Annotated in this window: 17 protein-coding genes; 13 read left to right on the forward strand and 4 right to left on the reverse strand. The window is 68.0% G+C overall.

The features are described from left to right. Positions 1 to 93: 93 nt before the first annotated feature. A complete protein-coding gene (locus ACIRCZ_RS16760; protein ID WP_402854969.1) occupies positions 94 to 1,830 on the forward strand; it encodes a DUF4012 domain-containing protein in 1,737 nt (578 codons plus the stop codon). Positions 1,831 to 2,150: 320 nt separating this feature from the next. Here ACIRCZ_RS16760 and ACIRCZ_RS16765 read toward each other — a convergent pair whose 3' ends face one another. Both ACIRCZ_RS16765 and ACIRCZ_RS16770 read right to left on the reverse strand, forming a co-directional pair. Further along, positions 2,151 to 2,945, reverse strand: a complete 795-nt coding sequence (locus ACIRCZ_RS16765; protein WP_402854971.1) for a Bax inhibitor-1/YccA family protein — start codon at positions 2,943 to 2,945, stop codon at positions 2,151 to 2,153. Positions 2,946 to 3,006: 61 nt separating this feature from the next. Beyond that, positions 3,007 to 3,540: a hypothetical protein gene (locus ACIRCZ_RS16770; RefSeq protein WP_055894915.1), complete on the reverse strand. Its 534-nt coding sequence runs from the start codon at positions 3,538 to 3,540 to the stop codon at positions 3,007 to 3,009. A gap of 63 nt (positions 3,541 to 3,603) precedes the next feature. On the opposite strand from ACIRCZ_RS16770, the gene ACIRCZ_RS16775 reads away from it, so the two are divergent. The 3 genes from ACIRCZ_RS16775 (at position 3,604) to ACIRCZ_RS16785 (ending at position 8,264) form a co-directional block, all read left to right on the forward strand. Continuing rightward, the gene (locus ACIRCZ_RS16775; protein WP_402854972.1) at positions 3,604 to 4,668 is read left to right on the forward strand and encodes a glycerophosphodiester phosphodiesterase family protein; all 1,065 of its coding nucleotides are present in this window, start codon (positions 3,604 to 3,606) and stop codon (positions 4,666 to 4,668) included. Between the two features lie 66 nt (positions 4,669 to 4,734). Further along, positions 4,735 to 7,230, forward strand: coding sequence for an ATP-dependent helicase (locus ACIRCZ_RS16780; protein WP_402854974.1), 2,496 nt, complete (start codon positions 4,735 to 4,737; stop codon positions 7,228 to 7,230). Continuing rightward, positions 7,227 to 8,264 (forward strand): FUSC family protein, encoded by a 1,038-nt coding sequence (locus ACIRCZ_RS16785; protein ID WP_055894923.1) that lies wholly within the window; start codon positions 7,227 to 7,229, stop codon positions 8,262 to 8,264. The genes ACIRCZ_RS16780 and ACIRCZ_RS16785 overlap by 4 nt, the downstream gene beginning before the upstream one ends. 17 nt (positions 8,265 to 8,281) lie before the next feature. On the opposite strand, the gene ACIRCZ_RS16790 is transcribed toward ACIRCZ_RS16785, so the two are convergent. Continuing rightward, complete coding sequence (locus ACIRCZ_RS16790) at positions 8,282 to 9,082, reverse strand: oxygenase MpaB family protein (RefSeq protein WP_402854977.1); 801 nt, start codon at positions 9,080 to 9,082, stop codon at positions 8,282 to 8,284. 72 nt (positions 9,083 to 9,154) lie between these two features. Next, positions 9,155 to 10,816, reverse strand: coding sequence for a hypothetical protein (locus ACIRCZ_RS16795; RefSeq protein WP_402854979.1), 1,662 nt, complete (start codon positions 10,814 to 10,816; stop codon positions 9,155 to 9,157). A 262-nt stretch (positions 10,817 to 11,078) separates the two neighbouring features. Here ACIRCZ_RS16795 and sucC point away from each other — a divergent pair, with 262 nt between their 5' ends. From sucC to ddaH, 9 genes are all read left to right on the forward strand, one after another. Then, positions 11,079 to 12,242 (forward strand): ADP-forming succinate--CoA ligase subunit beta, encoded by a 1,164-nt coding sequence (gene sucC, locus ACIRCZ_RS16800; RefSeq protein ID WP_055894928.1) that lies wholly within the window; start codon positions 11,079 to 11,081, stop codon positions 12,240 to 12,242. A 14-nt stretch (positions 12,243 to 12,256) separates the two neighbouring features. Beyond that, positions 12,257 to 13,144, forward strand: coding sequence for a succinate--CoA ligase subunit alpha (gene sucD / locus ACIRCZ_RS16805; RefSeq protein ID WP_402854981.1), 888 nt, complete (start codon positions 12,257 to 12,259; stop codon positions 13,142 to 13,144). Positions 13,145 to 13,272: 128 nt separating this feature from the next. Beyond that, the gene (locus tag ACIRCZ_RS16810) at positions 13,273 to 14,676 is read left to right on the forward strand and encodes a hypothetical protein (protein ID WP_402854983.1); all 1,404 of its coding nucleotides are present in this window, start codon (positions 13,273 to 13,275) and stop codon (positions 14,674 to 14,676) included. A 55-nt stretch (positions 14,677 to 14,731) separates the two neighbouring features. Then, positions 14,732 to 15,976 carry a DUF6350 family protein gene (locus ACIRCZ_RS16815; RefSeq protein ID WP_402854985.1) on the forward strand — a complete coding sequence of 415 codons (1,245 nt, stop codon included), beginning with the start codon at positions 14,732 to 14,734 and terminating at the stop codon, positions 15,974 to 15,976. Further along, positions 15,973 to 17,316: a threonine/serine exporter ThrE family protein gene (locus ACIRCZ_RS16820; RefSeq protein ID WP_402854987.1), complete on the forward strand. Its 1,344-nt coding sequence runs from the start codon at positions 15,973 to 15,975 to the stop codon at positions 17,314 to 17,316. Before ACIRCZ_RS16815 ends, ACIRCZ_RS16820 begins: the two co-directional genes overlap by 4 nt. Positions 17,317 to 17,325: 9 nt before the next feature. Beyond that, positions 17,326 to 17,919 (forward strand): phosphoribosylglycinamide formyltransferase, encoded by a 594-nt coding sequence (purN, locus tag ACIRCZ_RS16825; RefSeq protein ID WP_055894937.1) that lies wholly within the window; start codon positions 17,326 to 17,328, stop codon positions 17,917 to 17,919. Beyond that, positions 17,916 to 19,511 (forward strand): bifunctional phosphoribosylaminoimidazolecarboxamide formyltransferase/IMP cyclohydrolase, encoded by a 1,596-nt coding sequence (purH, locus tag ACIRCZ_RS16830; RefSeq protein ID WP_055894939.1) that lies wholly within the window; start codon positions 17,916 to 17,918, stop codon positions 19,509 to 19,511. Before purN ends, purH begins: the two co-directional genes overlap by 4 nt. Positions 19,512 to 19,601: 90 nt before the next feature. Continuing rightward, the gene (locus ACIRCZ_RS16835; RefSeq protein ID WP_402854991.1) at positions 19,602 to 20,681 is read left to right on the forward strand and encodes a Glu/Leu/Phe/Val dehydrogenase dimerization domain-containing protein; all 1,080 of its coding nucleotides are present in this window, start codon (positions 19,602 to 19,604) and stop codon (positions 20,679 to 20,681) included. 25 nt (positions 20,682 to 20,706) lie between these two features. Beyond that, positions 20,707 to 21,912, forward strand: a complete 1,206-nt coding sequence (ddaH, locus tag ACIRCZ_RS16840) for a dimethylargininase (protein WP_055894943.1) — start codon at positions 20,707 to 20,709, stop codon at positions 21,910 to 21,912. The last annotated feature ends 195 nt before the right edge of the window (positions 21,913 to 22,107 follow it).

Genomic DNA, 22,107 nt, shown 5'->3' on the forward strand with positions numbered 1-22,107 from the left:
GGTTCAATGCCCGAATCCCGCCCTACGCGCGTGGCGATTTCGCACGCCCGGAAGACGCGATCCCGCCATTTCCGGTGGTACTTAGGGGCAGGCGTGCTCATCGCCGTCATTGTCCTCTGCGGACTCTGGATCGGCCTTCGTGCGCTTGCCGCCAAGTCCTCGCTCGAAGAAGCCATGCCGCTCGTGAACACCCTCAAGTCGCAGGTCGTAGCTCAAGACGTGACCGGGGCGAAGGCGACGCTGGCAAAGCTGGAGCCGAAGGTGGGCTCGGCGCGGAGCGACACAAGTGACGTTGTGTGGCGCGCCGCAGAGGTCATCCCGTTCGTCGGCCCCAATCTGACAGCGGTGCGAACATTGGCCTCCTCGACCGATGATGTCGTCACACAGACGATCAGCCCCCTGGTCGGAGTGCTCGACTCGGTGTCCATCGAGAACCTGAAGCCGGTAGACGGGGGACTCAACCTCGCCCCCCTCGTTAAGGCGACGCCGACGGTCGATCGCGCGGCCGCCGCTCTCGACAAGGCTCACGCTCAGGTCGCCGCGATCGATGTGTCTGTGACCATCGGGCCTGTTAGTTCGGCGACGACCCAGCTCTCCACCATGCTCGGCAAAGTCTCGACGCAGATGAATCAGGCGAAGGAGGCGCTGCACGTGCTTCCTAGCGCGCTCGGCGACAAGGGTGTTCGCAATTATCTGGTCGTGTTCGAGAACAGCGGAGAGCTGCTCCCGAACGGCGGAACGACCGGCTCGATGGCTCTGCTCCAGCTCGACAAGGGCAAGATCAGTCTCGTCAAGCAGTCTTCGGCCTCTGGGCGGGATTTCCCCGCCTTCAGTGACTATGTCGTACCTATCCCCGAGGACGTGAAGAAGCTGTACCCGTACGGGCTCGGCCGTCAGGTCCAGGACCTCACCATCACCCCGCGTTTCTCGCTCACCTACGAGGTGGCGAAGACGATGTGGAAGTCCGCCAAGGGCGACGACATCGACGGCGTCATCGCCATGGACACGGTCACGCTCGCCAACCTCCTGAAGGCCACCGGACCGATCGACGTCCTTCCCGGGCTCCAGATCAATTCCGAGAACGCGGTCCGCATCCTGCTCATCGACATCTACACGATGTACCCGGACCCTGCGACGGTCGACAGGATCAACCAGACCATCTCCGTCGGTGCGTTCTCCAAGATCCTCGGCGGTGGCGCCAACCCGAAGACCCTGATCACCACGCTTCTCCAGTCGGCAGAGCAGGGTCGAGTCAAGATGTGGACGGGAAACAAAGCGGAGCAGGACCTGATCAAGCAGACGCCGTTCTACTCGGAGCCACCGGTAAGCACTGCGGACACCGACAAGCTCGGCGTGTACTTCATGGATCAGACGCCGTCCAAGATGGACTACTTCCTCAAGGCCAAGGTGGAAGTCTCGCAGGCAGTGTGCTCCGACAAGCACCGGTACGTGTTCACCCGCGTCGCTTTGAACAGCACGGCTCCCGCGAACGCTGCCGACATCCTGCCGCCGTACGTAATGGGCAACGGCGTGCTGGTCGCGCAGGGCTATGTGCAGGTCGGCACCAGTGTGTACGCGCCCAAGGGCTACAAGGTGCTCGGCACTGCGATCGACGCCCAACCGTCCGCCGCCCCGATGATCGGCTCGGACGGCGACTACGCGGTCGCCCAGGGCGTGCAGCAGATGGGCCCCGGCCAGACGATGACGCTCGACGTGCTGTTCGACGCCGGCGAGACGAAGACCAAGAAGCTCAACGCGACGGTGACTCCGATGGTGAATCCGATCGTCACGAGTTACGGCACGCTCGACTGTGCGGCGATCGGCAAATAGCTCTCGAACTGCCGATGTCATAGCGCTCCGGCAGGAGCCGAGCGTGCCCCTGCGTATGCCATGCAACTCGGACGAGGGAGACGCCGGCGGCGGGCCGTGCGCTTCGCGTCATGCCGTGCCGCAGGCGCTCGGCTGGGCCTCTCTGACCTTGACAGTGGCACCCTGGTCCCGGAACGCGTAGAACTACGCCGTGCTTCCTCGTGGACCGTTCGGGGCTGGAGGCGCTACGGTCGCTGGCGTTGCTTCGCGCACGACGGTCAGACGAAAGGGCGGGCAGGGAGCATCGGCTCCCTGCCCGCCCTTTCGGCGTGCGTGGTCCGCTAGTTGCGCGAGAGCGCGAAGATGCGGAGCAGCTCGAGGTAGAGCCAGATGACGGTGACCATGATGCCGAAAGCGCCTGCCCAGCCGAAGACGCGCGGTGCGCGGTTCTTCACGCCCTGCTGGATGGCGTCGAAGTCGAGCACGAGCGAGTACGCGCACATGATGACGACGAGGACGCCGATGACGATGCCGAGCGGGATGCCGAAGATCTGCGTGCCGAGGACGCCCCAGGGGTCCTTGTTGACGCCGGTCAGCATCAAGATGATGTTGATGAACGAGAACACCACGTAGCCGATCATCGCGATGAGGAACACTTTGGTGGCCTTCGCGGATGCGCGGATCTTGCCGCTCGCGAAGAGGGCGAGGGTGATGCCGACCACGACGATGGTGCCGATGACGGCCTGGAGGACCACGCCGCTCCACTCGGTCTCGTAGAAGAGCGAGATGCCGCCGATGAAGATGCCCTGTGCCCCGGCGTACGCCAGGGTGAGCGCAGGGGACGGCTTCTTGCGGTTCTTGAAGATGTTGACGAAGGCCAGGACGAGGCCCACGATCATCGCGGGGATCCACAGGACGGGGACGACCCAGCCGATGACTGCGCCGAGCAGCAGGACGCCGAAGCTGACCGCGGTCTTGACGATCGTGTCCTCGACGGTCATGCGGTCGGTCTCGACCGCGCCGGCGGACGGTGAGTTGTACATCTCCTGGAGGTTCTCGGCGCTGAGCGTCGCAGCCGCCGTCGACCTGTTCTGGAAGGCCGGGCTCTGTGAGAATGCCGGGTTGGAGGTAGCCATGATTCCTCTGATCGCATATTGGGTCCGGACGAGCCGGATCGGTGCACTCAAACCTACCGATTTATCGTCTGAGAGTTCTGACAGATTGCCTTGAATCAACTGCTTCTGCGACCCAGCGTGCCAGCCAGGCGGCCGCGACGATGACCACTGTGCTCACCGCGATCGACACCCACCCCTGGGAGTAGTCGTGGATGGTCCTGGCGAGCACGATGCTGGACGCTATCGGCAGCAGCAGCACGATGTAGCTCAGCAGCGGACGCAGCCGGATCAGGAGCCAGGCAGCGAGGGGCACCGTGAAACACCAGGCGAAGCCTGCGCCGCCGAGCATGAGCCAGGTGAAGCCGAGCACGGGGACGGCGACGGCCACCCTGCGCCCGATCGTCGACGGTAGGACGGCCCAGCCCGCGGGCTGCAGCAGGGAGCCGACCAGGAGGAACGGGAGGGTGTACGCGCTGGTCATCAGGATGAAGCCGGTGCCTGCCACCAGCATCCCGAGCCCGATGACGAGTCGTTGGCGGTATGCGCCCCAGTGCAGGTCCAGCAGGCCGGCCGGCTCGCGCCAGCGGCTCGGAGAGGGCGATTCCGCTGCGGACACCGCTTGATTCTGTCACCCGGATGCGCGCCTGAGAACCCCCAAGGCGCGGGCTAGGATCTCACCATGCGAGCGCGGACAGCACCCTTGGTGATCGGTCATCGGGGAGCTTCGGGATACCGTCCCGAGCACACCGCGGCCGCGTACGAACTCGCGTTCACCCTGGGGGCGGACGCGGTCGAGCCTGACATCGTGGCGACGAAGGACGGTGTTCTCGTGCTCCGTCACGAGAACGAGATCTCGGGCACGACAGACGTCGCGACGCGGGCGGAGTTCGCAGGGAGGCGCACGACCAAGGAGGTCGACGGGGCGAAGCTGACCGGCTGGTTCACGGAGGACTTCACCTGGGAGGAGCTCTCGACCCTGAGGGCCACCGAGCGCCTGCCGGAGATCAGGCAGGCGAGCTCCACCTTCGACGGTCGCTATCCGGTGCTGCGTCTGCGCGATCTGCTGGAGCTCGTCGACAGGGCGTCGGAGGACGCAGCCCGGCTGCTGGGCGTCGTGGCGGAGATCAAACACGCGACGTACTTCGACTCCATCGGCCTTCCGCTTGCCGAGCTCTTCACGGCGGAGCTGGCCGAGACCGGCTGGGGCGACAACCCGGAGCTGATCGTGGAGAGCTTCGAGAAGACCGTGCTCGGACAGGTGCGCAGACACGGGTTCCGTGGGCGCTGCGTGTATCTGCTGGAGGACACCGGCGTTCCAGCCGACAGAGCGGCCTCCCTCGGCTCGTCCGCGCCAGGGTATGCGGACGACCTCACCGCGCGCGGTCTGTACGCGCTCGGCGCCGCGGGTGCCCCCGATCGCGTCGACGGGATCAGCGTCGAAGTGTCGCAGGTGCTCGCGTCCGGATCGGTCTCCGTCTCGTTGTTCGAGGACGACCCGTCCGGCATCGACATCGGCGCGGTGACCTCCGACCTCGTCGACACGGCGCACTCGGCAGGGCTCGGCGTGTACTGCTGGACTCTTCGGCCGGAGAACGCGCTGATGCCCACGGATTTCCGCGGCCACGGTCGGGACGACGAGTGGGGGGACTGGCGGCGGCTCTACTCGATCCTGCTGCACTCCGGCGTCGACGGGGTCTTCGCCGACCACCCCGATCTGGCGGTAGCCGTCCGCGACGAACGCTGACCGCGCGCGACCTCCTGACAGCTCTCGGGCGGGATGACGGTGGTGAAGGCTAAAATCGTTGGAGACATGACGAGCCTCCCCGACGCCTCTCCCTCCGCCACCCCGATCATCCTCGACGGCCGATCCGGTCACGGGCGCCCCGGCGACGGCGGGGACTCCGTGAACGACCGCCTGTTCGCCGGCCTGAACCCCCAGCAGCGCGAAGCGGCAGAGTATCGTGGCGCCGCCCTGCTCATCGTTGCGGGCGCAGGGTCTGGCAAGACGAGCGTGCTCACCCGCCGCATCGCCGGACTGATCGAGACCCGCGAGGCGTGGCCGAGCCAGATCCTCGCCATCACGTTCACCAACAAGGCGGCAGCCGAGATGCGCGAGCGCGTCGAGGTGCTCCTGGGCGGCAAGGCACAGGGGATGTGGATCTCCACGTTCCACTCCGCCTGCGTCCGCATCCTGCGTCGCGAGGCCGAGACGATCGGCAAGACGCAGAGCTTCACGATCTACGACTCCGGAGACACCCGCGCTCTGCTGAAGCGCATCATCAAGGGCCTCGACGCCGACACCCTCGGGTTCACGGTGGCCGGGGCATCCGGGCGCATCTCCAAGCTCAAGAACGAGCTCACCGACATCGAGGCCTTCGCCCGGTCCGCCAACCTGAGCGACCCGCAGGAGGTGATGTTCCTCGAGATCTTCCGGCAGTACACCCGTGCGCTCCGCACGGCCAACGCGTTCGACTTCGACGACCTGATCGCGGAGACGGTCTTCCTGTTCCGGGCGTTCCCGAAGGTCGCCGCGCTGTATCAGCGGCGGTTCCGCCACATCCTGGTGGACGAGTACCAGGACACGAACCACGCGCAGTACTCGCTCATCCGCGAGCTGACCATGCCGATCGCCCCCGCCATCGCCGACGAGCTCGAAGCCCAGGGCCACCACGTCGAGTCGATGCGGGATGCGCTTGGGGTGATCCCTGGGGCGTCGCTGACGGTGGTGGGCGACTCCGACCAGTCGATCTACGCGTTCCGCGGCGCGGACATCCGGAACATCGTCGAGTTCGAGCGCGACTTCCCCGGAGCGAAGGTGGTGCTGCTCGAGCAGAACTACCGGTCGACGCAGAACATCCTGAGCGCGGCGAACGCGGTGATCGCGAACAACTTCGACCGCAAGGACAAGAAGCTGTGGACGGCGGTCGGAGACGGTGACAAGATCATCGGCTTCACCGGATACTCGGGACACGACGAGGCGCAGTTCGTTGCGGACGAGATCGAGAAGCTGCACAGCGCCGGCATGGACTACAAAGACATCGCCGTGTTCTACCGCACGAATGCCCAGACGCGTGCGCTGGAGGAGATCTTCATCCGGTCCGCCCTGCCGTACCGCATCATGGGCGGCACCAAGTTCTACGAGCGGGCAGAGATCAAGGATTCGATGGCGTACCTGATCGCCGTGGCGAATCCGGACGACACCCTGGCCCTCCGCCGCATCCTGAACACCCCGAAGCGCGGGATCGGCCCGGCGACCGAGACGCAGCTGGCGAGCTATGCGGACGACAACGGGATCAACTTCCGCCAGGCCATGCGCGACGCAGGCTCGCTCGGACTCGGGCCGAAGGTCACCGCGGCCATCCTGCAGCTCGCCGCGCTGCTCGACGACGCGGCGGCGAAGATCGACCCGGCGAATCCGGCAGGCGTCTCGTCCGTCTCCGATGTGCTCACCTTCCTGCTCGACGGCAGCGGCTACCTGGACGTGCTCCGCAACAGCAGGGACCCGCAGGACGAGGCGCGTGCGGAGAACGTCGACGAGCTCGTCGCGGTGACGCGGGAGTTCGCCCGCAACAACCCGGACGGCGGCCTGGTCGACTTCCTCACCGAGGTCTCTCTGGTGGCGGCCGCCGACGAGATCGACGATTCCAGCGGCACCGTCTCGCTGATGACCCTGCACACCGCCAAGGGTCTCGAATACGACGCCGTCTTCCTGACCGGCATCGAGGAGGACCTGCTTCCGCACCGCATGTCGGCGAACGAGCCAGGGGGACCGGCCGAGGAGCGTCGCCTCTTCTACGTGGGCATCACGCGCGCGAAGAAACGGCTGTTCCTGTCGCTGGCCATGACGAGGGCGCAGTTCGGCGAGACCGCTGTCGCCATGCCGAGTCGCTATCTGCAAGAGATCCCCGCCGACCTCATCGACTGGAGGCAGTCGCCAGGCACGGCGAACGGCAGAGGGGGCAGCCAGTCACGCGCCCTCAATGCCAGGCGCCCGGGGCTGGGCACCGGCTCTGGTTCCTCCAGCGGATCGCGCTGGAATGAGAGCCTCACCTCTGGCGGGTTCTCAGCCGGAGGTCGCCCGTCGGACCGTCCGAAGGCGGAGTGGCCGAACCGGGTCACCGGGCAGGTGCGCGACAACGGAGACCTGGAGCTCGCCTCAGGTGACCGCATCCGGCACACCGATTTCGGCGACGGCCGGGTGACGCAGGTGACCGGCGAGGGCGCAAAGCGCGTCGCGCACGTGCAGTTCGAGAAGGTGGGGGCGAAGAAGCTGCTCATCAAGATCGCCCCCATCGAAAAGCTGTGAGGCCTCCGAAGCTCACGTCGCTGAGCGTCGAGGTGGGCGTGCGGGCCGCGACCGCCGTCGCGGTTCCCCTGGTGATCCTCTGGGCACTCGGCCGCCTCGACCTCGCCGCGTACGCGACCTTCGGTGCGTTCACCGCTCTGTACGGCAGGAACGAGCCGTACCGGTTGCGCATCAGGAGCGTCTCCGTGGCAGCGGTGGCCCTCGTGGCCGCCATCGCCCTGGGAACCGCGGTCGCCGTCCTGGGCGAACCGCTCGCGCTCCTCGTGCCGCTGCTCATCGTGGTCGTCGCAGGCGGCACGCTGCTGGCGACCACCTTCCAGCTGTTGCCTGCTCAACCGCTGTTCTTCGTGTTCGCCCTCCTGGTGTGCGCCGCGGTGCCGACTCCAGCGGATGAAGCCTGGCTCCGGATCGGCCTCGCAACGGTCTCCGCGGCGTTCTCCTGGCTGCTGACGATGTCGGGCTGGGCGGTCAGGCGGCTCGCGGGGACAGCATCGAACCCGGTCTTCCTGAAGGAGCTGCGGCGCACGCCCGCGGTCGATCGAACGGCCGTCCGGGATGCGCGGGTCTGGTTGTCCGTCGCTCAGAACGTCGTCGGGGTGGTCATCGCGGGCGGGATCGCGCTGGCGTTCGGGTTCGGGCACGCGTACTGGGCGGTGGTGAGCCTGGTGGCCGTCATCCCGCCAGCCCGCGCCGCACACTCGCTCTCGCGCTCCGTGCATCGCGTCGTCGGGACGATCGTCGGCGTCGGCGTGACGGTGCTGCTCCTGTTCTGGTCGCCTCCACCGCTCTTCGTGATCGGCGTGATCGTGGTGTGCCAGGTCTTCGCCGAGGTGCTCGTCGGCGCGCACTACGGCACGGCGCTGGTGTTCATCACACCGATGGCGCTCTCCGTCTCGTATCTCGCCGCCCCCGTTGTGCTCTCGACACTGGCGGTCGACAGGGTGCTCGAGACGGTGCTGGGCGCCGCCGTGGGAGTCCTGTCGGTGCTGGCAGCACGATGGGTCGAGAGATCGCGCGGCCTCGTCACCTCCTGACAGTTCCGGGAGGAAGGTCAGCCGATGGAGGCGCGCAGCCGCTTCAGGTACGCATCGCGCGGGCTGTGCCGCAAGCGCGCGGGAAGGCGGGGATAGATGAGCACGGCCCATCGCATCCACCTGTCGAATCGCGTCTGCAGCCGGTCGTCCCAGGCGAGGCCGAAGCCGGTGCGCACCTCCGGAGGAAGCAGTCCGACCGTGACGAGTCTGGCCTGCGGGAACAGCGCCCGCATCCACCAGGGGATGGCGGACGGGTAGAGGATCTGTCTCGCCACCCGCTTCGTGTCCGCGTTCGGACGAAGCTCCGCGAGCCGATCCCTCCAGTACTCCTCGAACGCCGCCCTGCTCTGCGGCCACGCATCCGGCGGCACCTGGAGGCTGGACCCGAGCACGGTGAACTCCCGGTAGATCCTCTCGGCGTCCGCATCGCGAATCATGCCGAAGAAGCGTTCGTACAGGTCGATCATGGTCGCGTACAGCGTGGCGGCGACCCAGAGTTGGAGTTCCGGATCGAACGCGTTGTACGCGGGTGCGTCGCCCGCCGCCTGAGCTCGGACGGGGGAGTGCGCGCGGTTCACCGACCTGCGGACGACGGCGAACTCCTCCGGCGTCGCATACACGGACGCATAGACGAAGGTCATGGTGGCGTGCAGCCTGTCCATCATCCGAGTGGCGAAGTCGCTGTGCTCTGCGACACCGCGCCCCACCGCTGGGTGGGCGATCTGAAGGAGCAGCGCTCTGCCACCGCCTGCCAGATAGACAGCCTCGGCCGCGATGTCCTTCGCGGTGATGCCGATCGGAGCCTGACGGGTTCGCATCGCACCATCCTGCCGCGACAGTCTGCGAAGGTCCGGGATGCGCAGCCACACTGAGCAGGAGCCGTTCGCCGCTCATCGCAGCACCGTGGCTGTGCGGCGCTCCTGCACAGCTGCGCGGCGGTCACGGCTGCGGAGCGCGAGACCGCAGAACCCCGTACCGAGAGAGAGTGCGGCGCCACCGGCGGAGACGAGCGGAATCAGCGCTGTCGTGTCCGAGCCCGTGCTGGCCAGTTCCGGCTGGCGCAGAGCGGCAGGCTCGATCCTCTGCTGCTCGGGTGCCGGCGCGTCTGGCACGGCGGGAACCTCGGGCTCTGCAGGCGTCTCGGGCTCTGCAGGCTTCTCCGGCTCCGCTGGCTTCTCCGGTTCCGCTGGCTTCTCCGGTTCCTCAGGCTTCTCCGGTTCCTCTGGGTCGTGGGGCTCTTCGGGATTCTCCGGCACCTCAGGCGCGTCGATGCGGGTGATCTCCGACGCCACTCCGAAGGCCGACCGCCACGGCCGCAAGCGGCTGCCGCCCTCCGCGGCCGGAGTGTCCTCAGGCGCGATCGTCTCGACCCAGACGTAGTGACCTGCGGCGGTCAGCTCGCACTCCGGCGTCTCGTACGCCCCCGTCCCTGCGACTACGAGCTCGACCTCGCACGCCGTCGGCGCGTCGGTCGGCGCATCCTCCGCCTCGACGATCGGATCTGCGAACGGGCCGAGAAGGCGGCTTCTGATCGTCGCGCGGACAGGGGCGAGTCCGTCCGGCGACAGCCACACGCCCCAGGTGGGCAGCAGCCCGTCTTCCTGTCGCACGCCGACCGTGAGGTGGTCGGAGATCCTCGCGCCAGGCTCTGCGACGGCGGAGCTCGTCACGGTCGACACCGTCGGTTGAAACGGGAGGGGAGATACGCCCGTCACCCCGGCCTCCGCCCGCGCCTCAGCGTCGGCCGGCACGGCGACGAGAAGCGCCTGCGCATCCCCGCGCGGGATCGCGACGGTCAGCCGATCGCCGTATGGGAGGCCGACGAAGCCGGCGTCCACCGCGACCGTCACGCTCGCGTCCACGCCGCTCGGCACGATGGGGATGTCGACGCCGTTCTGGATGTCCGCCGTCGTCGACCCGTCCTCGAAGGTCGCGCCGACGAGCGTCGCTTTTCCCCAGTGCTTCCTCGGGGGAAGGACCTCGGCTCCTCCGAGGCGGTCGACCGTCAGCTCGACCCTGACCCGGCCATCGCCGTCGTCGCCGAGCTCGGCGATGGCCGACGCTGTGACCGATCGTGAGCCGAGCGTTCCGGCGTCGGCGACCATCGAGTGCGCCCAGCCGAGCACGGTCGCCGCATCCGCCCCCGCTCGTGCCGCGTACGACGCGGCCGTCGCTCCGTCGAGCCCTGCGACCATCCACGTGGCCAGCTGGCCTGCCGCTGCCGTTCCTCTGTCGGCGGTGCCGGCCCACGAGCGCGAGATGAACGCGAGCTTCGCCGCCTGTTCCTGGGTGTACCAGTCGAGAGACGAGCCGGCGACGAGGTCGACCTCGTGGCCGGTCGGACTCTGCTTGCCTGGCTGGAGGCAGAAGCCGTGCGACCCGTCGTCGAGCGCGTACGTGCCGAGCCACCAGCCGTCGCCGGAGAGGTAGCCGGGACCGTGGCCGACGGCGGAGAGGGCGTGCGCTCCCGTGGCGAGGTGGATGGCCGAGAAGAAGAACAGCAGGCCGGCCACGGCGAACGATGTGATGAGAGTGGTTATTCGGTGTGTCATGGCATCCACCGTCGTCGGTCGCGAGGCGGCTGTGGGGGCGGCGGCGAAAGCTGTGGAGAAGGGGCAGTGACCGCTCAGCTGTGGAGGGAGCATCCACGATCCCTGTGGATTTCGCAGCACGTTTCGCGGGCGTTCAGCAGGACGCGCTAGAGTTCTTTCTGGCGAAATTTATCTCGGCGTCGAGCTATTCTCCCGCCGAACTGCCTAGGAGAAATCGGCCGGCAGCGCCACGAGCGCGCCGGAACCAGCGGATTGGATAACCGTGGATCTATACGAGTATCAGGCCAGAGACCTGTTTGAGCAGTACGGTGTCCCGGTCCTTCCGGGCATCGTCGCGGACACACCGGAGGAGGTGCGCGCAGCGGCGGAGAAGCTCGGTGGAGTGGTCGTCGTCAAGGCGCAGGTCAAGGTCGGTGGTCGTGGCAAGGCCGGCGGCGTCAAGGTCGCCAAGAACCCCGACGAGGCGGAGGAAGCGGCCAAGGCCATCCTCGGGCTCGACATCAAGGGCCACGTCGTCCGTCGCGTGATGGTCGCCGGTGGCGCCCGCATCGCCAAGGAGTTCTACTTCTCGGTCCTGCTCGACAGGGCCAACCGCTCCTACCTGTCGCTGACCAGCGTCGAGGGCGGCATGGAGATCGAGCAGCTCGCCGTCGAGAAGCCGGAGGCGCTCGCGCGCATCGAGGTCGACCCGATCGCGGGCATCGACGCAGCCAAGGCGGCGGAGATCGCTAAGGCAGCCGGATTCCCGGAGGAGCTCGCAGGCAAGGTCGCGGACGTCTTCGTGAAGCTGTACGAGGTCTACAAGGGTGAGGACGCGACGCTCGTCGAGGTCAACCCGCTCGTGCTCACCGAGGAGGGCGACATCATCGCCCTCGACGGCAAGGTCACGCTCGACGAGAACGCCGGGTTCCGTCACCCGAACCACGAGGCACTCGAAGACAAGGCAGCTGCCGACCCGCTGGAGGCGAAGGCCAAGGCGAGCGACCTCAACTACGTGAAGCTCGACGGAGAGGTCGGCATCATCGGAAACGGCGCTGGACTCGTCATGAGCACCCTCGACGTCGTGGCGTACGCCGGCGAGAAGCACAAGGGCGTCAAGCCCGCGAACTTCCTCGACATCGGAGGCGGAGCATCCGCGGCGGTCATGGCCGCCGGTCTGGACGTCATCCTGAACGACCCGCAGGTCAAGAGCGTGTTCGTGAACGTGTTCGGCGGCATCACCGCCTGCGACGCGGTCGCCAACGGCATCGTCAAGGCGCTCGAGATCCTCGGCGACGAGGCGAACAAGCCGCTCGTCGTCCGTCTCGACGGCAACAACGTCGACGAGGGTCGCCGCATCCTCACCGAAGCCGCTCACCCGCTGGTGACGCTGGCTCTCACCATGGACGAAGGCGCCGACAAGGCTGCCGAACTGGCTGCGAAGTAAGGGCGCGACGAACAATGTCTATCTTCCTCAACAAGGATTCCAAGGTCATCGTGCAGGGCATCACCGGCGGTGAGGGCACCAAGCACACCGCCCTCATGCTGAAGGCCGGCACCCAGGTCGTCGGCGGCGTGAACGCTCGCAAGGCCGGAACGACGGTCACCCACGGCGACGTCGAGCTCCCCGTTTTCGGAACGGTCGCAGAGGCCATCGAGAAGACCGGCGCCGACGTGTCGATCGCGTTCGTGCCCCCCGCGTTCACCAAGGATGCGGTCATCGAGGCCATCGACGCCGAGATCCCGCTGCTCGTCATCATCACCGAGGGCGTGCCCGTGCAGGACTCTGCCGAGTTCTGGGCGTACGCGCAGGAGAAGGGCAACAAGACTCGCATCATCGGGCCGAACTGCCCCGGCATCATCACGCCAGGGGAGTCGCTCGTCGGCATCACCCCGGCGAACATCACCGGCAAGGGCCCGATCGGACTCGTCTCGAAGTCCGGAACGCTCACCTACCAGATGATGTACGAGCTCCGCGACCTCGGCTTCTCGACCGCCATCGGCATCGGGGGCGACCCCATCATCGGCACCACGCACATCGACGCGCTCGCCGCGTTCGAGGCCGACCCTGAGACGAAGGCGATCGTCATGATCGGCGAGATCGGCGGAGACGCCGAGGAGCGTGCCGCCGAATTCATCAAGGCGAACGTGACCAAGCCCGTCGTCGGCTACGTCGCAGGCTTCACCGCTCCGGAGGGCAAGACCATGGGCCACGCCGGCGCCATCGTCTCCGGCTCGGCCGGCACGGCCCAGGCGAAGAAGGAGGCCCTCGAGGCCGCAGGCGTCAAGGTCGGCAAGACGCCGTCCGAGACAGCTGCCCTGCTCCGCGAGGTCTACGCGGCGCTGTAAGACACCCGAGGGAGCGTATCCCTCCACAGAAAGGGACCCCGTGGACTTCTCCACGGGGTCCCTTTCTTTTCCGTCGTGCCTGGCACCCGAGCGCTACAGTGAGCAGCATCGGGAAAAGGGGGAGCGACATGGCGCGCATCACCAACAGCGAGCTGCTGCAGCGCATCGCGCAGCTCGAGAGCGAGAACGCCACGCTGCGCGAAGCGATCGACAACGGGCCGACGCAGCCTCTCCCATCGGTCGACGGCACGACCGCAGCGACCGCGGCAGCGCCACGGAAGCACGCGCGGAGCTGGGCGTGGACGCTGCTCGCCACCGTGCTCATCCTGATCGGCGCGCTGCTCGCCCCCGTCTCGGTCATCGCCTCCTGGGCGAAGGTGCAGCTCACGGACACGGACGCGTTCGTCGCCGCGTACGCCCCGCTGGCGAAGGATCCAGGAGTGCAGTCGTTCATCACCAGCGAGACGATGGATGTGATCCAGCAGAATGTCGACGTGCCTGCCATCACGTCGCAGGTCGTCGACGGCATCACGTCGCTCGGCACCGGTCCGGCGGCGACGAGGGCGCTCGAAGCATTGAAAGGACCGGCCGCTCAGGGCATCATCTCGTTGATGCGGTCGACCGTGGACGGGTTCGTCCGGTCTGACGCGTTCGCGCAGGTTTGGCAGGAGGCGCTGCGGACCAGCCACGCCCAGCTCGTGGCGACGATGCAGAACGACCCGAAGGCGGCGATCGCGGTCGGCTCCGACGGTTCAGTGGGGGTTCAGCTCGGCCCGATCATCGACAGGGTGAAAGAGATCCTGGTGAAGCAGGGTCTCACGTTCGCGTCGCAGATCCCGTCCGTGGACCGCACGATCACGATCGCACAGAACTCCTCGCTCCCCACCATCCAGTTGTTCTACGGGGTGGCCGTCGCGGCGGGAGCATGGCTGCCGTGGGTGGCGCTGCTGTTCCTCGCGGCCGGTGTGGTCGTCGCCCGTCGTCGCGGCCTTGCCCTTGTCTGGGCCGCTGTCGCGCTCGCCATCTCCATGGTGATCATCGTTGCCGGAATCGCCATCGGACGACTGGTGTTCGTCGGCTCGGTGTCGCCGTCGCTGATCCCCGCTGGGGTGGCACGAACAGTGTTCGACACGCTCACGACGGCGATGAAGGACACCGGTGTCGCCGTGCTCGTGCTGGCGATCGTGGTGGCGGTGGTCGCCTGGTACTCGGGGCCGTTCGGCGTTCCGAGAAAGCTGCGCGGCTTCTTCGGATCGGGGGTCGCCTGGGTGCGAGAGGCTGCGGAACGGCACGGCATCACGACGGGCCGCACCGGGGAGTGGATCTACGCTCAGCGTGCTCTGCTCCGCGCGGCCGTCGCGGTGATCGCGGCCGTCATCGTCCTCTTCGTCCGGCCGCTGACACCGGGGCTGATCATCTGGACTCTGGTGATCGCCGCCGTGGTGGTCGCCATCCTCGAACTGGTGCAGCGGCCTGTCATCACAGTGCCGGAGACGGCGGACGACGAGACGCCGATCATGACCGTCTCCTGAGCGTCGAAGTGTCGGCGGGGCGCCGTCGTGCCCGACCGGTAGGCTCCATTCGGTCATGAATCGCACAACCGTCGCCCTGCTCGCCGCGCTGGAGGCGGCCATCGTCGTCGCGATCGGTCTCGCGATCTCTCTCGTGCCCCTCACGATCCTCTGGGCGGCCCAGTACCATCTTGCGGCCGATTGGTTCAGCTTCTGGCGCGCGTCGGCCGACATCTGGCTCGTCGGACACGGCGTCAACCTCACGGTATCGCTCGACGCGCAGACCGCTGCGACCCTCGGGCTCCCCGGTGCCGCCATCCCTTTTCAGGTGACGATCGCCGCCCTGGGGTTCGCCGCCCTCACCGCCGGGCTCGGGATGCGCACGGGGCTCCGCGCGTCGGAGACGCCGTACCGCGCGACCGGCGCCGTCAGCGCGATCGTCGCGTTCGCTGCGCTCACGACGATCGTGACGTTCACCGCGGGAAGCGCGCCCGTGCATCCATCGGTCTGGCAGGGCGTCCTGCTCCCGCCGTTCGTCTATGCGGTCGGGGTCGCCATCGGGTTCGGCTTCGCAGCGCTGCGCGCAGAGCGGGCGGACGCACAGGACCGCGGAGCGCGGACAGGAAGCGACGGCCGGCTGGATGCGCTCACCGGCTGGGTCACCCGCATCCCGCCGATGGTCAGGGATGCGGCAGCCACCGCCTTCCGCGCCGGCTCCGGTGCGGCCGCCATCGTGATCGCCGGCGCGGCACTGGTGCTCACGGTCCTCATCTTCGGCAACTACGGCGGCATCATCAGCCTCTACGAGCAGCTCCAGGCCGGTGCCCTCGGCGGCGCGGCGCTCACCATCGGGCAGCTCGCGTTCCTCCCGAACCTCGTGATCTGGCTGGCCTCGTGGATGGTCGGGCCCGGCTTCGCGATCGGCACAGGATCGTCGGTCAGCCCGATCGGCACGGAACTCGGGCCGCTGCCGGGGCTGCCGCTGTTCGGGGTGATCCCCGGAGGCGGATTCTCCTTCGGCCTGGTCGGCATCCTGGTGCCGCTCGTCGCCGGGTTCCTCGCCGCGGCGCTGCTCCGTTCGCGGGCGGCCAGGCTGCGTGACCTGCACGGGACACCCGGACTCTTGGTCGCCGCTCTCGGCATCGGTATCGTTGCGGGCATCGAACTGGGCCTTCTGGCCTGGTGGTCGTCCGGAGCCCTCGGCCCAGGACGGTTGCACGACGTCGGCCCGAATCCGTGGCTGGTGGGTTCGATCGCGGCGGCGGAAGTCGCTGTCGCGGCGGTCATCGGACTGTTGGCGGGAGGTCGGGCGAGGAGATGAGTCCCTGGCAGCCGTCGTTCCGCTTCCCGAAGCTGGAGCTCCACCGGCGTTCGGTGGAGGCGAAGCAGCTCGTGGAGAGCCCGTCGGCGCAGTTGCAGGAGTTCCTCGTCAAACTGGGCAGCGCGCTCCTCTCCGTCGGAACGGCGGCGACGGACATCCAGCGCACGCTGAAACGCGTCGCCATCGCGCTCGGCTCGCCGAACGCTGCACTCATCGTCTTCCCGACCCTGATCTTCGTCGGGATGCCGGAGGAGAAGGAGACGCGGTTCGACGTCGCGGAGTCGCCGGGCGGCGAGGTGCGGTTCGACAGGGCGGCGCGCATCTACACGGTGGTCGATCACGCGCTCGCCGGAACGATCACCGCGACGCAGGGCATCGAAGCCATCGAGGCGATCACAGCGGCCAAGCCGCGCTTCAACACGCTCGTGCGGGTGCTCGGGCACGGCCTGGCGGCAGCCGGCGTCGGCCTCGTCCTGCTCGGGGCCGAGCCGCTCAGCATGGTGTACGCCTTCGTCCTCGGCGTGCTGGTCGGCGTCGCCAAGCTGCTGGTCCGGCCTGGCACGTACGCGGCGATCCTGCTTCCCGTGATCACCGCGTTCGCGCTAGCGCTCATCGTCTTCGCCGCGGCACGCACCGTCGTGGTCGCCGAGCCGCTGCAGGTGCTGGTGCCGCCGCTCGTCACCCTCTTGCCCGGCGCGGTGCTGACCACGGGCATCCAGGAGCTGGCGGCCGGTGACATGGTGGCGGGTGCGAGCAGGCTGGTCTCCGGCATCGCGCAGCTCCTCTTCCTGTCGTTCGGGATCCTGGCGGCGCTGACGATCACGGGCGTTCCCGCATCCACTGCTCTGCTCACCACGCATCCGGCGCTCGGGGCGTTCCAGCCGTGGCTGGGGGTGCTGCTGTTCTCGCTCGGGATCTTCCTCTACTACTGCGGCCCGCGGCGGTCGGTCTACTTCCTGACGCTCGTGCTGCTCGTCGCATACGGAGCGCAGCTCATCGGCGCGGTGCTCATGGGCAGTGTGTTCAGCGGCTTCTTCGGAGCGTTCGCGCTCACGGTCGTCGCCTACCTCATCCAGTCGATCCGGGGTGCTCCGCCGGCAGTGGTGTGCTTCCTGCCCGCGTTCTGGCTGCTCGTTCCTGGGGCGACCGGCCTGATCGGGCTGACGCAGAGCGCATCCGGGTCAACTTCGACGCGAACAGTTTCCCGACCATCGTCGGCTCGATCGTCGCAATCGCGCTCGGCGTCCTCGTCGGCACGGCGCTGTACCGGCAGATCTTCAGTGTCGCCCCCGCGCGCTGGGGGCTGCGGCTGGTCTGAACCCGCTGCGACGCGCCGCTAGGCTGGTGGCGTGCTCTCGATTGTGGTGCTGATCTCCGGCGGCGGGTCCAACCTGCGCGCCCTTCTCGAAGCGTCGCAGGATGCGGAATTCCCCGCACGGGTCGTCGCGGTCGGAGCGGATCGCGACGCAGACGGCCTCGCTCACGCGGAGGAGTTCGGCATCCCGTCGTTCACCGTCCCGTTCTCGTCGTTCGACGACAGGGACGAGTGGGGCGACGAACTGCTCGGGCAGATCGAGCAGTGGCAGCCGGACCTCGTGATCCTGTCCGGCTTCATGCGACTGGTTCCGCCGCGTGTGGTCGCGGCATTCTCGCCCAACCTGATCAACACCCACCCCGCGTATCTGCCCGAGTTCCCAGGGGCGCACGGGGTGCGGGATGCGCTGGCCGCCGGGGTGACCCAGACCGGTGCGAGCCTCATCGTGGTCGACAACGGAGTCGACGCAGGACCGATCATCAGCCAGGAGCGCGTGCCTGTGCATCCGGACGACACCGAGGCCGCCCTGCACGAGCGCATCAAACCTGTGGAGCGACGGCTGCTCATCGACGCCGTCCTCGACATCGCCAACGGACACATCGACCTCAAGGAGCTTGCCAGAGCATGAGTGGACCCCGCCACGACGCCAGCCTCTACCGCGAAAGGGACATCGTCCCGATCCGCCGCGCGCTGATCTCGGTCAGCGACAAGACAGGGCTCCTCGAGCTCGCCAGGACGCTCGCGGACGCGGGCGTTGAGATCGTGTCGACGGGCAGCACCGCATCCACGATCCGGGATGCGGGACACGAGGTCACCGACGTGGCGAGCGTCACCGGGTTCCCCGAGTCGCTCGACGGCCGTGTGAAGACCCTGCACCCCGCCATCCACTCCGGCCTTCTGGCCGACCTGCGGCTCGCCTCGCACGAAGATCAGCTCAAGGAGCTGGAGATCAAGCCGTTCGAGCTCGTGGTGGTGAACCTGTACCCGTTCGTGGAGACGGTCGCATCCGGCGCTGTCGGCAACGACGTCGTGGAGCAGATCGACATCGGCGGGCCCGCGATGGTCAGGGCGTCGGCGAAGAACCACGCCAACGTGGCCATCGTCGTGTCGCCGGAGCACTACGGCGCCATCGCGGACGCCATCGCGGCCGGCGGAACGACATTCGAGCAGCGCCGCGCGTTCGCAGCGCAGGCGTTCGCGCACACGGCGGCGTACGACGGAGCCGTCGCGGCCTGGTTCGCCGGGGATGCGCCCAGCACCGACGACTTCCCCGAGCGCTTCGAGGTGCAGGCAGAACTCAAGCAGACGCTGCGCTACGGCGAGAATTCGCATCAGGCGGCGGCGCTGTACGCCGACCCGACCGGTAGGGGCATCGCCCAGGCGACCCAGCTCGGCGGCAAGGAGATGTCGTACAACAACTTCGTGGATGCGGACGCAGCGCTCCGCAGCGCGTACGACTTCGACCAGCCGGCCGTCGCGATCGTCAAGCACGCCAACCCGTGCGGCATCGCCGTCGCCGACGACATCGCAGAGGCGCATCGCAAGGCGCACGAGTGCGACCCCGTGTCGGCGTACGGCGGCGTCATCGCCGCGAACGGCATCGTCACCCTGGCGATGGCCGAGGCTGTGAAGGGCATCTTCACCGAGGTGCTGATCGCCCCCGGCTTCGAGCCGGAGGCGCTGGAGCTGCTGCAGACCAAGAAGAACCTGCGCATCCTGCAGCTCCCGGAGGGCTACGCGAGGAAGACCACCGAGTTCCGGCAGATCTCGGGCGGCGTGCTCGTCCAGGACGCCGACCGCTTCGACGCAGAGTCGACGTCGTTCGGCAGTTCGGCAGGCTGGACCCTCGTCTCCGGCGACGAGGCGGACGCGGCGACGCGCGCCGACCTCGAGTTCGCCTGGCGGGCCTGCCGCGCTGTGAAGTCCAACGCGATCCTGCTGGCTCACGACGGCGCATCCGTCGGCGTCGGCATGGGACAGGTGAACCGCGTCGACTCGTGCAACCTGGCCGTGACCCGAGCCGGAGAGCGCGCTGCCGGTTCTGTCGCGGCGTCCGACGCGTTCTTCCCGTTCGCGGACGGTCCGGAGATCCTGATCGCCGCCGGCGTGCGCGCGATCGTGCAACCGGGCGGCTCGATCCGGGACGAGGACGTCATCGCGGCTGCGAAGGCGGCCGGCGTCACGATGTACTTCACCGGGGAGCGTCACTTCTTCCACTAGAGGGAGGCGCGCGGGCGGGACTCGTGGGAGAATTGTCGGCGGCTCATAAGGCCGCTGAACACCTCACCGCGATCCCACAAGGAGACACCGATGTCCGTCCTGCCCGCTGACCTGGTCGAAACGACCGGAGTGAACCTGCCGCACGAAACGCTGCACGTGGTGAAGGGGAGGCGGAGCGGCCTGACGATCAGCGTCGCGGTGCACTCCACGATCCTCGGCCCTGCGCTCGGCGGATGCCGTGTCTGGACGTACGACTCCTGGGCAGAGGCGGTGGCCGACTCGCTGCGCCTCGCGGAGGGCATGACGCTCAAGAACGCCGCGGCAGGGCTCAACCGCGGCGGAGGCAAGACCGTCGTCTACCTCCCGCGCGGGACCGTGCTGACGAACGAGCAGCGCTACGAGCTGATGCTCGACCTCGGCGATGCCGTGGAGAGCCTCGGTGGCGCATACATGACCGCTGAGGACGTCGGCACCTCCGCAGAGGACATGTCGATCGTGTCCACCCGCACCGCGCACGTGTGCGGCCTGCCGTCCTCCGAGGGCGGCGTCGGGGAGCCGAGCGACGCGACCGCCGCCGGGGTGTACGCCGGGCTCCTCTCCACGCTGGAGCGTGCGTTCGGCACCCGTTCCGTCGCGGGTCGTCGCGTGACCGTGCTCGGGCTCGGCCACGTCGGCTCGATCATCGCGATGCGACTGGCGAGCGAGGGAGCGCTCCTCACGGTCACTGACGTCAACCCGGCGAAGCGGGCGCTGGCGGATGCGCTCGGCGCACGCTGGGTGGAGCCCTCCGAGGCGCACACCGTCGAAGGCGACCTGTTCGTCCCAGCGGGCGTCGGCGGGGTCCTGACCGACAGCGTGATCGACGAGCTGCGCGTGAAGGCCGTCGTCGGCCCCGCGAACAACCAGCTCGCCCACCGCTCCGGGGCGGAGCGTCTGGCAGCGCGCGGCATCCTGTGGGCGCCCGACTTCGTGGTCAACGCCGGCGGTGTGATCTTCCTGTCGATGATGAACGAGGAGGATGCGTCGGCGGAAGCGACCCAGGAGAGGGTCGAGCGGATCGGGGACACGGTCACCGAGATCTTCGCCGTCGCGGAGGAGCGAGGGATCACCACGCTGGAGGCCGCAGAGGAGATCGCGCTCGCGCGCCTCCGCGAGCCAGCTAACGCATAGAAACGCTCAGATAGGGTTGGGTCTCATGACGACTTCGTGGGGCCGCCGGCTCATCGCATCCGTGTCCGCTGCCGTCGCGGTGGGCGCTATCGCGTTCATCGCGGCGACCTTCGTTCTGCTGGCCGCAAACCAGCTGAACGCAGCGGCGCTCGGAAGCATCACGCCGTACGTGATGTACAACGCGCTGGTCGCGCTGGTGCTCACCTTCGCCGCGGCGCTCCTCGGCGGCCTGATCCGCCGCTGGGTCTCCGTCATCACGGGAGTCGTCGTGGCGCTGGTGAGCGCCATGCTCGGCACGCTCGTGCTGTTCACCACGCTGAAGGTCGGGCTGTCCGGCGCGGTCTGGGAGCAGATCTTCCAGTCGCTCATCGGACTCAACCTGCCGTTCTGGCTGGCCGTCGCCATCGCCATCCCGACGGCTGGCTACGCCGTGTACCAGGCCATCGACGAGGGGTCTGCGTTCGGCACCGGGCTGAAGATCGCGCTCGTGCGCATCCCCGCCACCAACCTGGCAGACGGCCTGGTCACCCACATCGACCGCGAAGCGATCGACGCGGAGCTCGCCGACAAGCAGTGGGATGCGTACGTCGCCGCCCTGTCGCAGGCCGGCTGGCAGACCGTCGAGGTCACGAGCGCTGACAACCTGGCCGACTCCGTCTTCGTCGAGGACACCGCCATCGTGTTCGGCGACACCGCCGTCATCAGCCTCCCCGGCGCGGACTCCCGCCGCGCGGAGACGCCGGGCACCGAAGCGGCGCTGCGCGCCCAGGGCCTGCGCATCGAACGCATCGAGGAGCCGGGCACGCTCGACGGCGGCGACGTCCTCAAGGTCGGCTCGACCGTCTACGTCGGTCGCGGCGGCCGCACCAACGCCGAGGGCATCCGCCAGCTCCGCGCGCTTGTCTCGCCGCTCGGCTACACCGTCGTCGCCGTGCCGGTGACCAAGGCGCTCCACCTCAAGACCGCGGTGACCGCCCTCCCGGACGGCACCGTGATCGGCTACGAGCCCCTGGTCGACAACACCAGCGTCTTCGAGCGCTTCCTGCCCGTTCCGGAGGCGCACGGCACCGCCGTCGTCGTCCTCTCGGACGACACCGTGCTGATGTCCTCGTCCGCACCGGCGTCGGTCGCGCTCATCGAGGACCTCGGATACACGGTCGTGCAGGTCGATATCAGCGAGTTCGAGAAGCTCGAGGGATGCGTGACCTGCCTCTCCATCCGCATCCGGTAGCGCGGAGATAACAACTCTTCTTTCCCTCTTGTGTATTTGCTGTGCGTCGTCATAGGCTGTAGGGCTGCCTAGGCGGCATTACGTGAACGCATTCGGGCTAGGGAGGACGCCATGACAACGACAGAGAACACACGAACCATGACCGGGTTCGGACTCGTCGCCGCCGTCGCTTATGCGTCCCCGGAGCCAGCCCCC

Origin of the sequence: Leifsonia sp. NPDC102414, from assembly GCF_044765685.1 — a bacterium.
GTDB lineage: Bacteria > Actinomycetota > Actinomycetes > Actinomycetales > Microbacteriaceae > Leifsonia.

What these genes read in the sequence shown, in the direction of transcription:
- ACIRCZ_RS16795 (WP_402854979.1), bottom strand. Translation starts at nt 10,816, where the DNA reads ATGACACACCGAATAACCACTCTCATCACATCGTTCGCCGTGGCCGGC.
- ACIRCZ_RS16790 (WP_402854977.1), bottom strand. Translation starts at nt 9,082, where the DNA reads ATGCGAACCCGTCAGGCTCCGATCGGCATCACCGCGAAGGACATCGCG.
- ddaH (WP_055894943.1), top strand. Translation starts at nt 20,707, where the DNA reads ATGACGACTTCGTGGGGCCGCCGGCTCATCGCATCCGTGTCCGCTGCC.
- ACIRCZ_RS16835 (WP_402854991.1), top strand. Translation starts at nt 19,602, where the DNA reads ATGTCCGTCCTGCCCGCTGACCTGGTCGAAACGACCGGAGTGAACCTG.
- ACIRCZ_RS16820 (WP_402854987.1), top strand. Translation starts at nt 15,973, where the DNA reads ATGAGTCCCTGGCAGCCGTCGTTCCGCTTCCCGAAGCTGGAGCTCCAC.
- ACIRCZ_RS16810 (WP_402854983.1), top strand. Translation starts at nt 13,273, where the DNA reads ATGGCGCGCATCACCAACAGCGAGCTGCTGCAGCGCATCGCGCAGCTC.
- sucD (WP_402854981.1), top strand. Translation starts at nt 12,257, where the DNA reads ATGTCTATCTTCCTCAACAAGGATTCCAAGGTCATCGTGCAGGGCATC.
- ACIRCZ_RS16815 (WP_402854985.1), top strand. Translation starts at nt 14,732, where the DNA reads ATGAATCGCACAACCGTCGCCCTGCTCGCCGCGCTGGAGGCGGCCATC.
- purH (WP_055894939.1), top strand. Translation starts at nt 17,916, where the DNA reads ATGAGTGGACCCCGCCACGACGCCAGCCTCTACCGCGAAAGGGACATC.
- ACIRCZ_RS16780 (WP_402854974.1), top strand. Translation starts at nt 4,735, where the DNA reads ATGACGAGCCTCCCCGACGCCTCTCCCTCCGCCACCCCGATCATCCTC.
- ACIRCZ_RS16765 (WP_402854971.1), bottom strand. Translation starts at nt 2,945, where the DNA reads ATGGCTACCTCCAACCCGGCATTCTCACAGAGCCCGGCCTTCCAGAAC.
- ACIRCZ_RS16775 (WP_402854972.1), top strand. Translation starts at nt 3,604, where the DNA reads ATGCGAGCGCGGACAGCACCCTTGGTGATCGGTCATCGGGGAGCTTCG.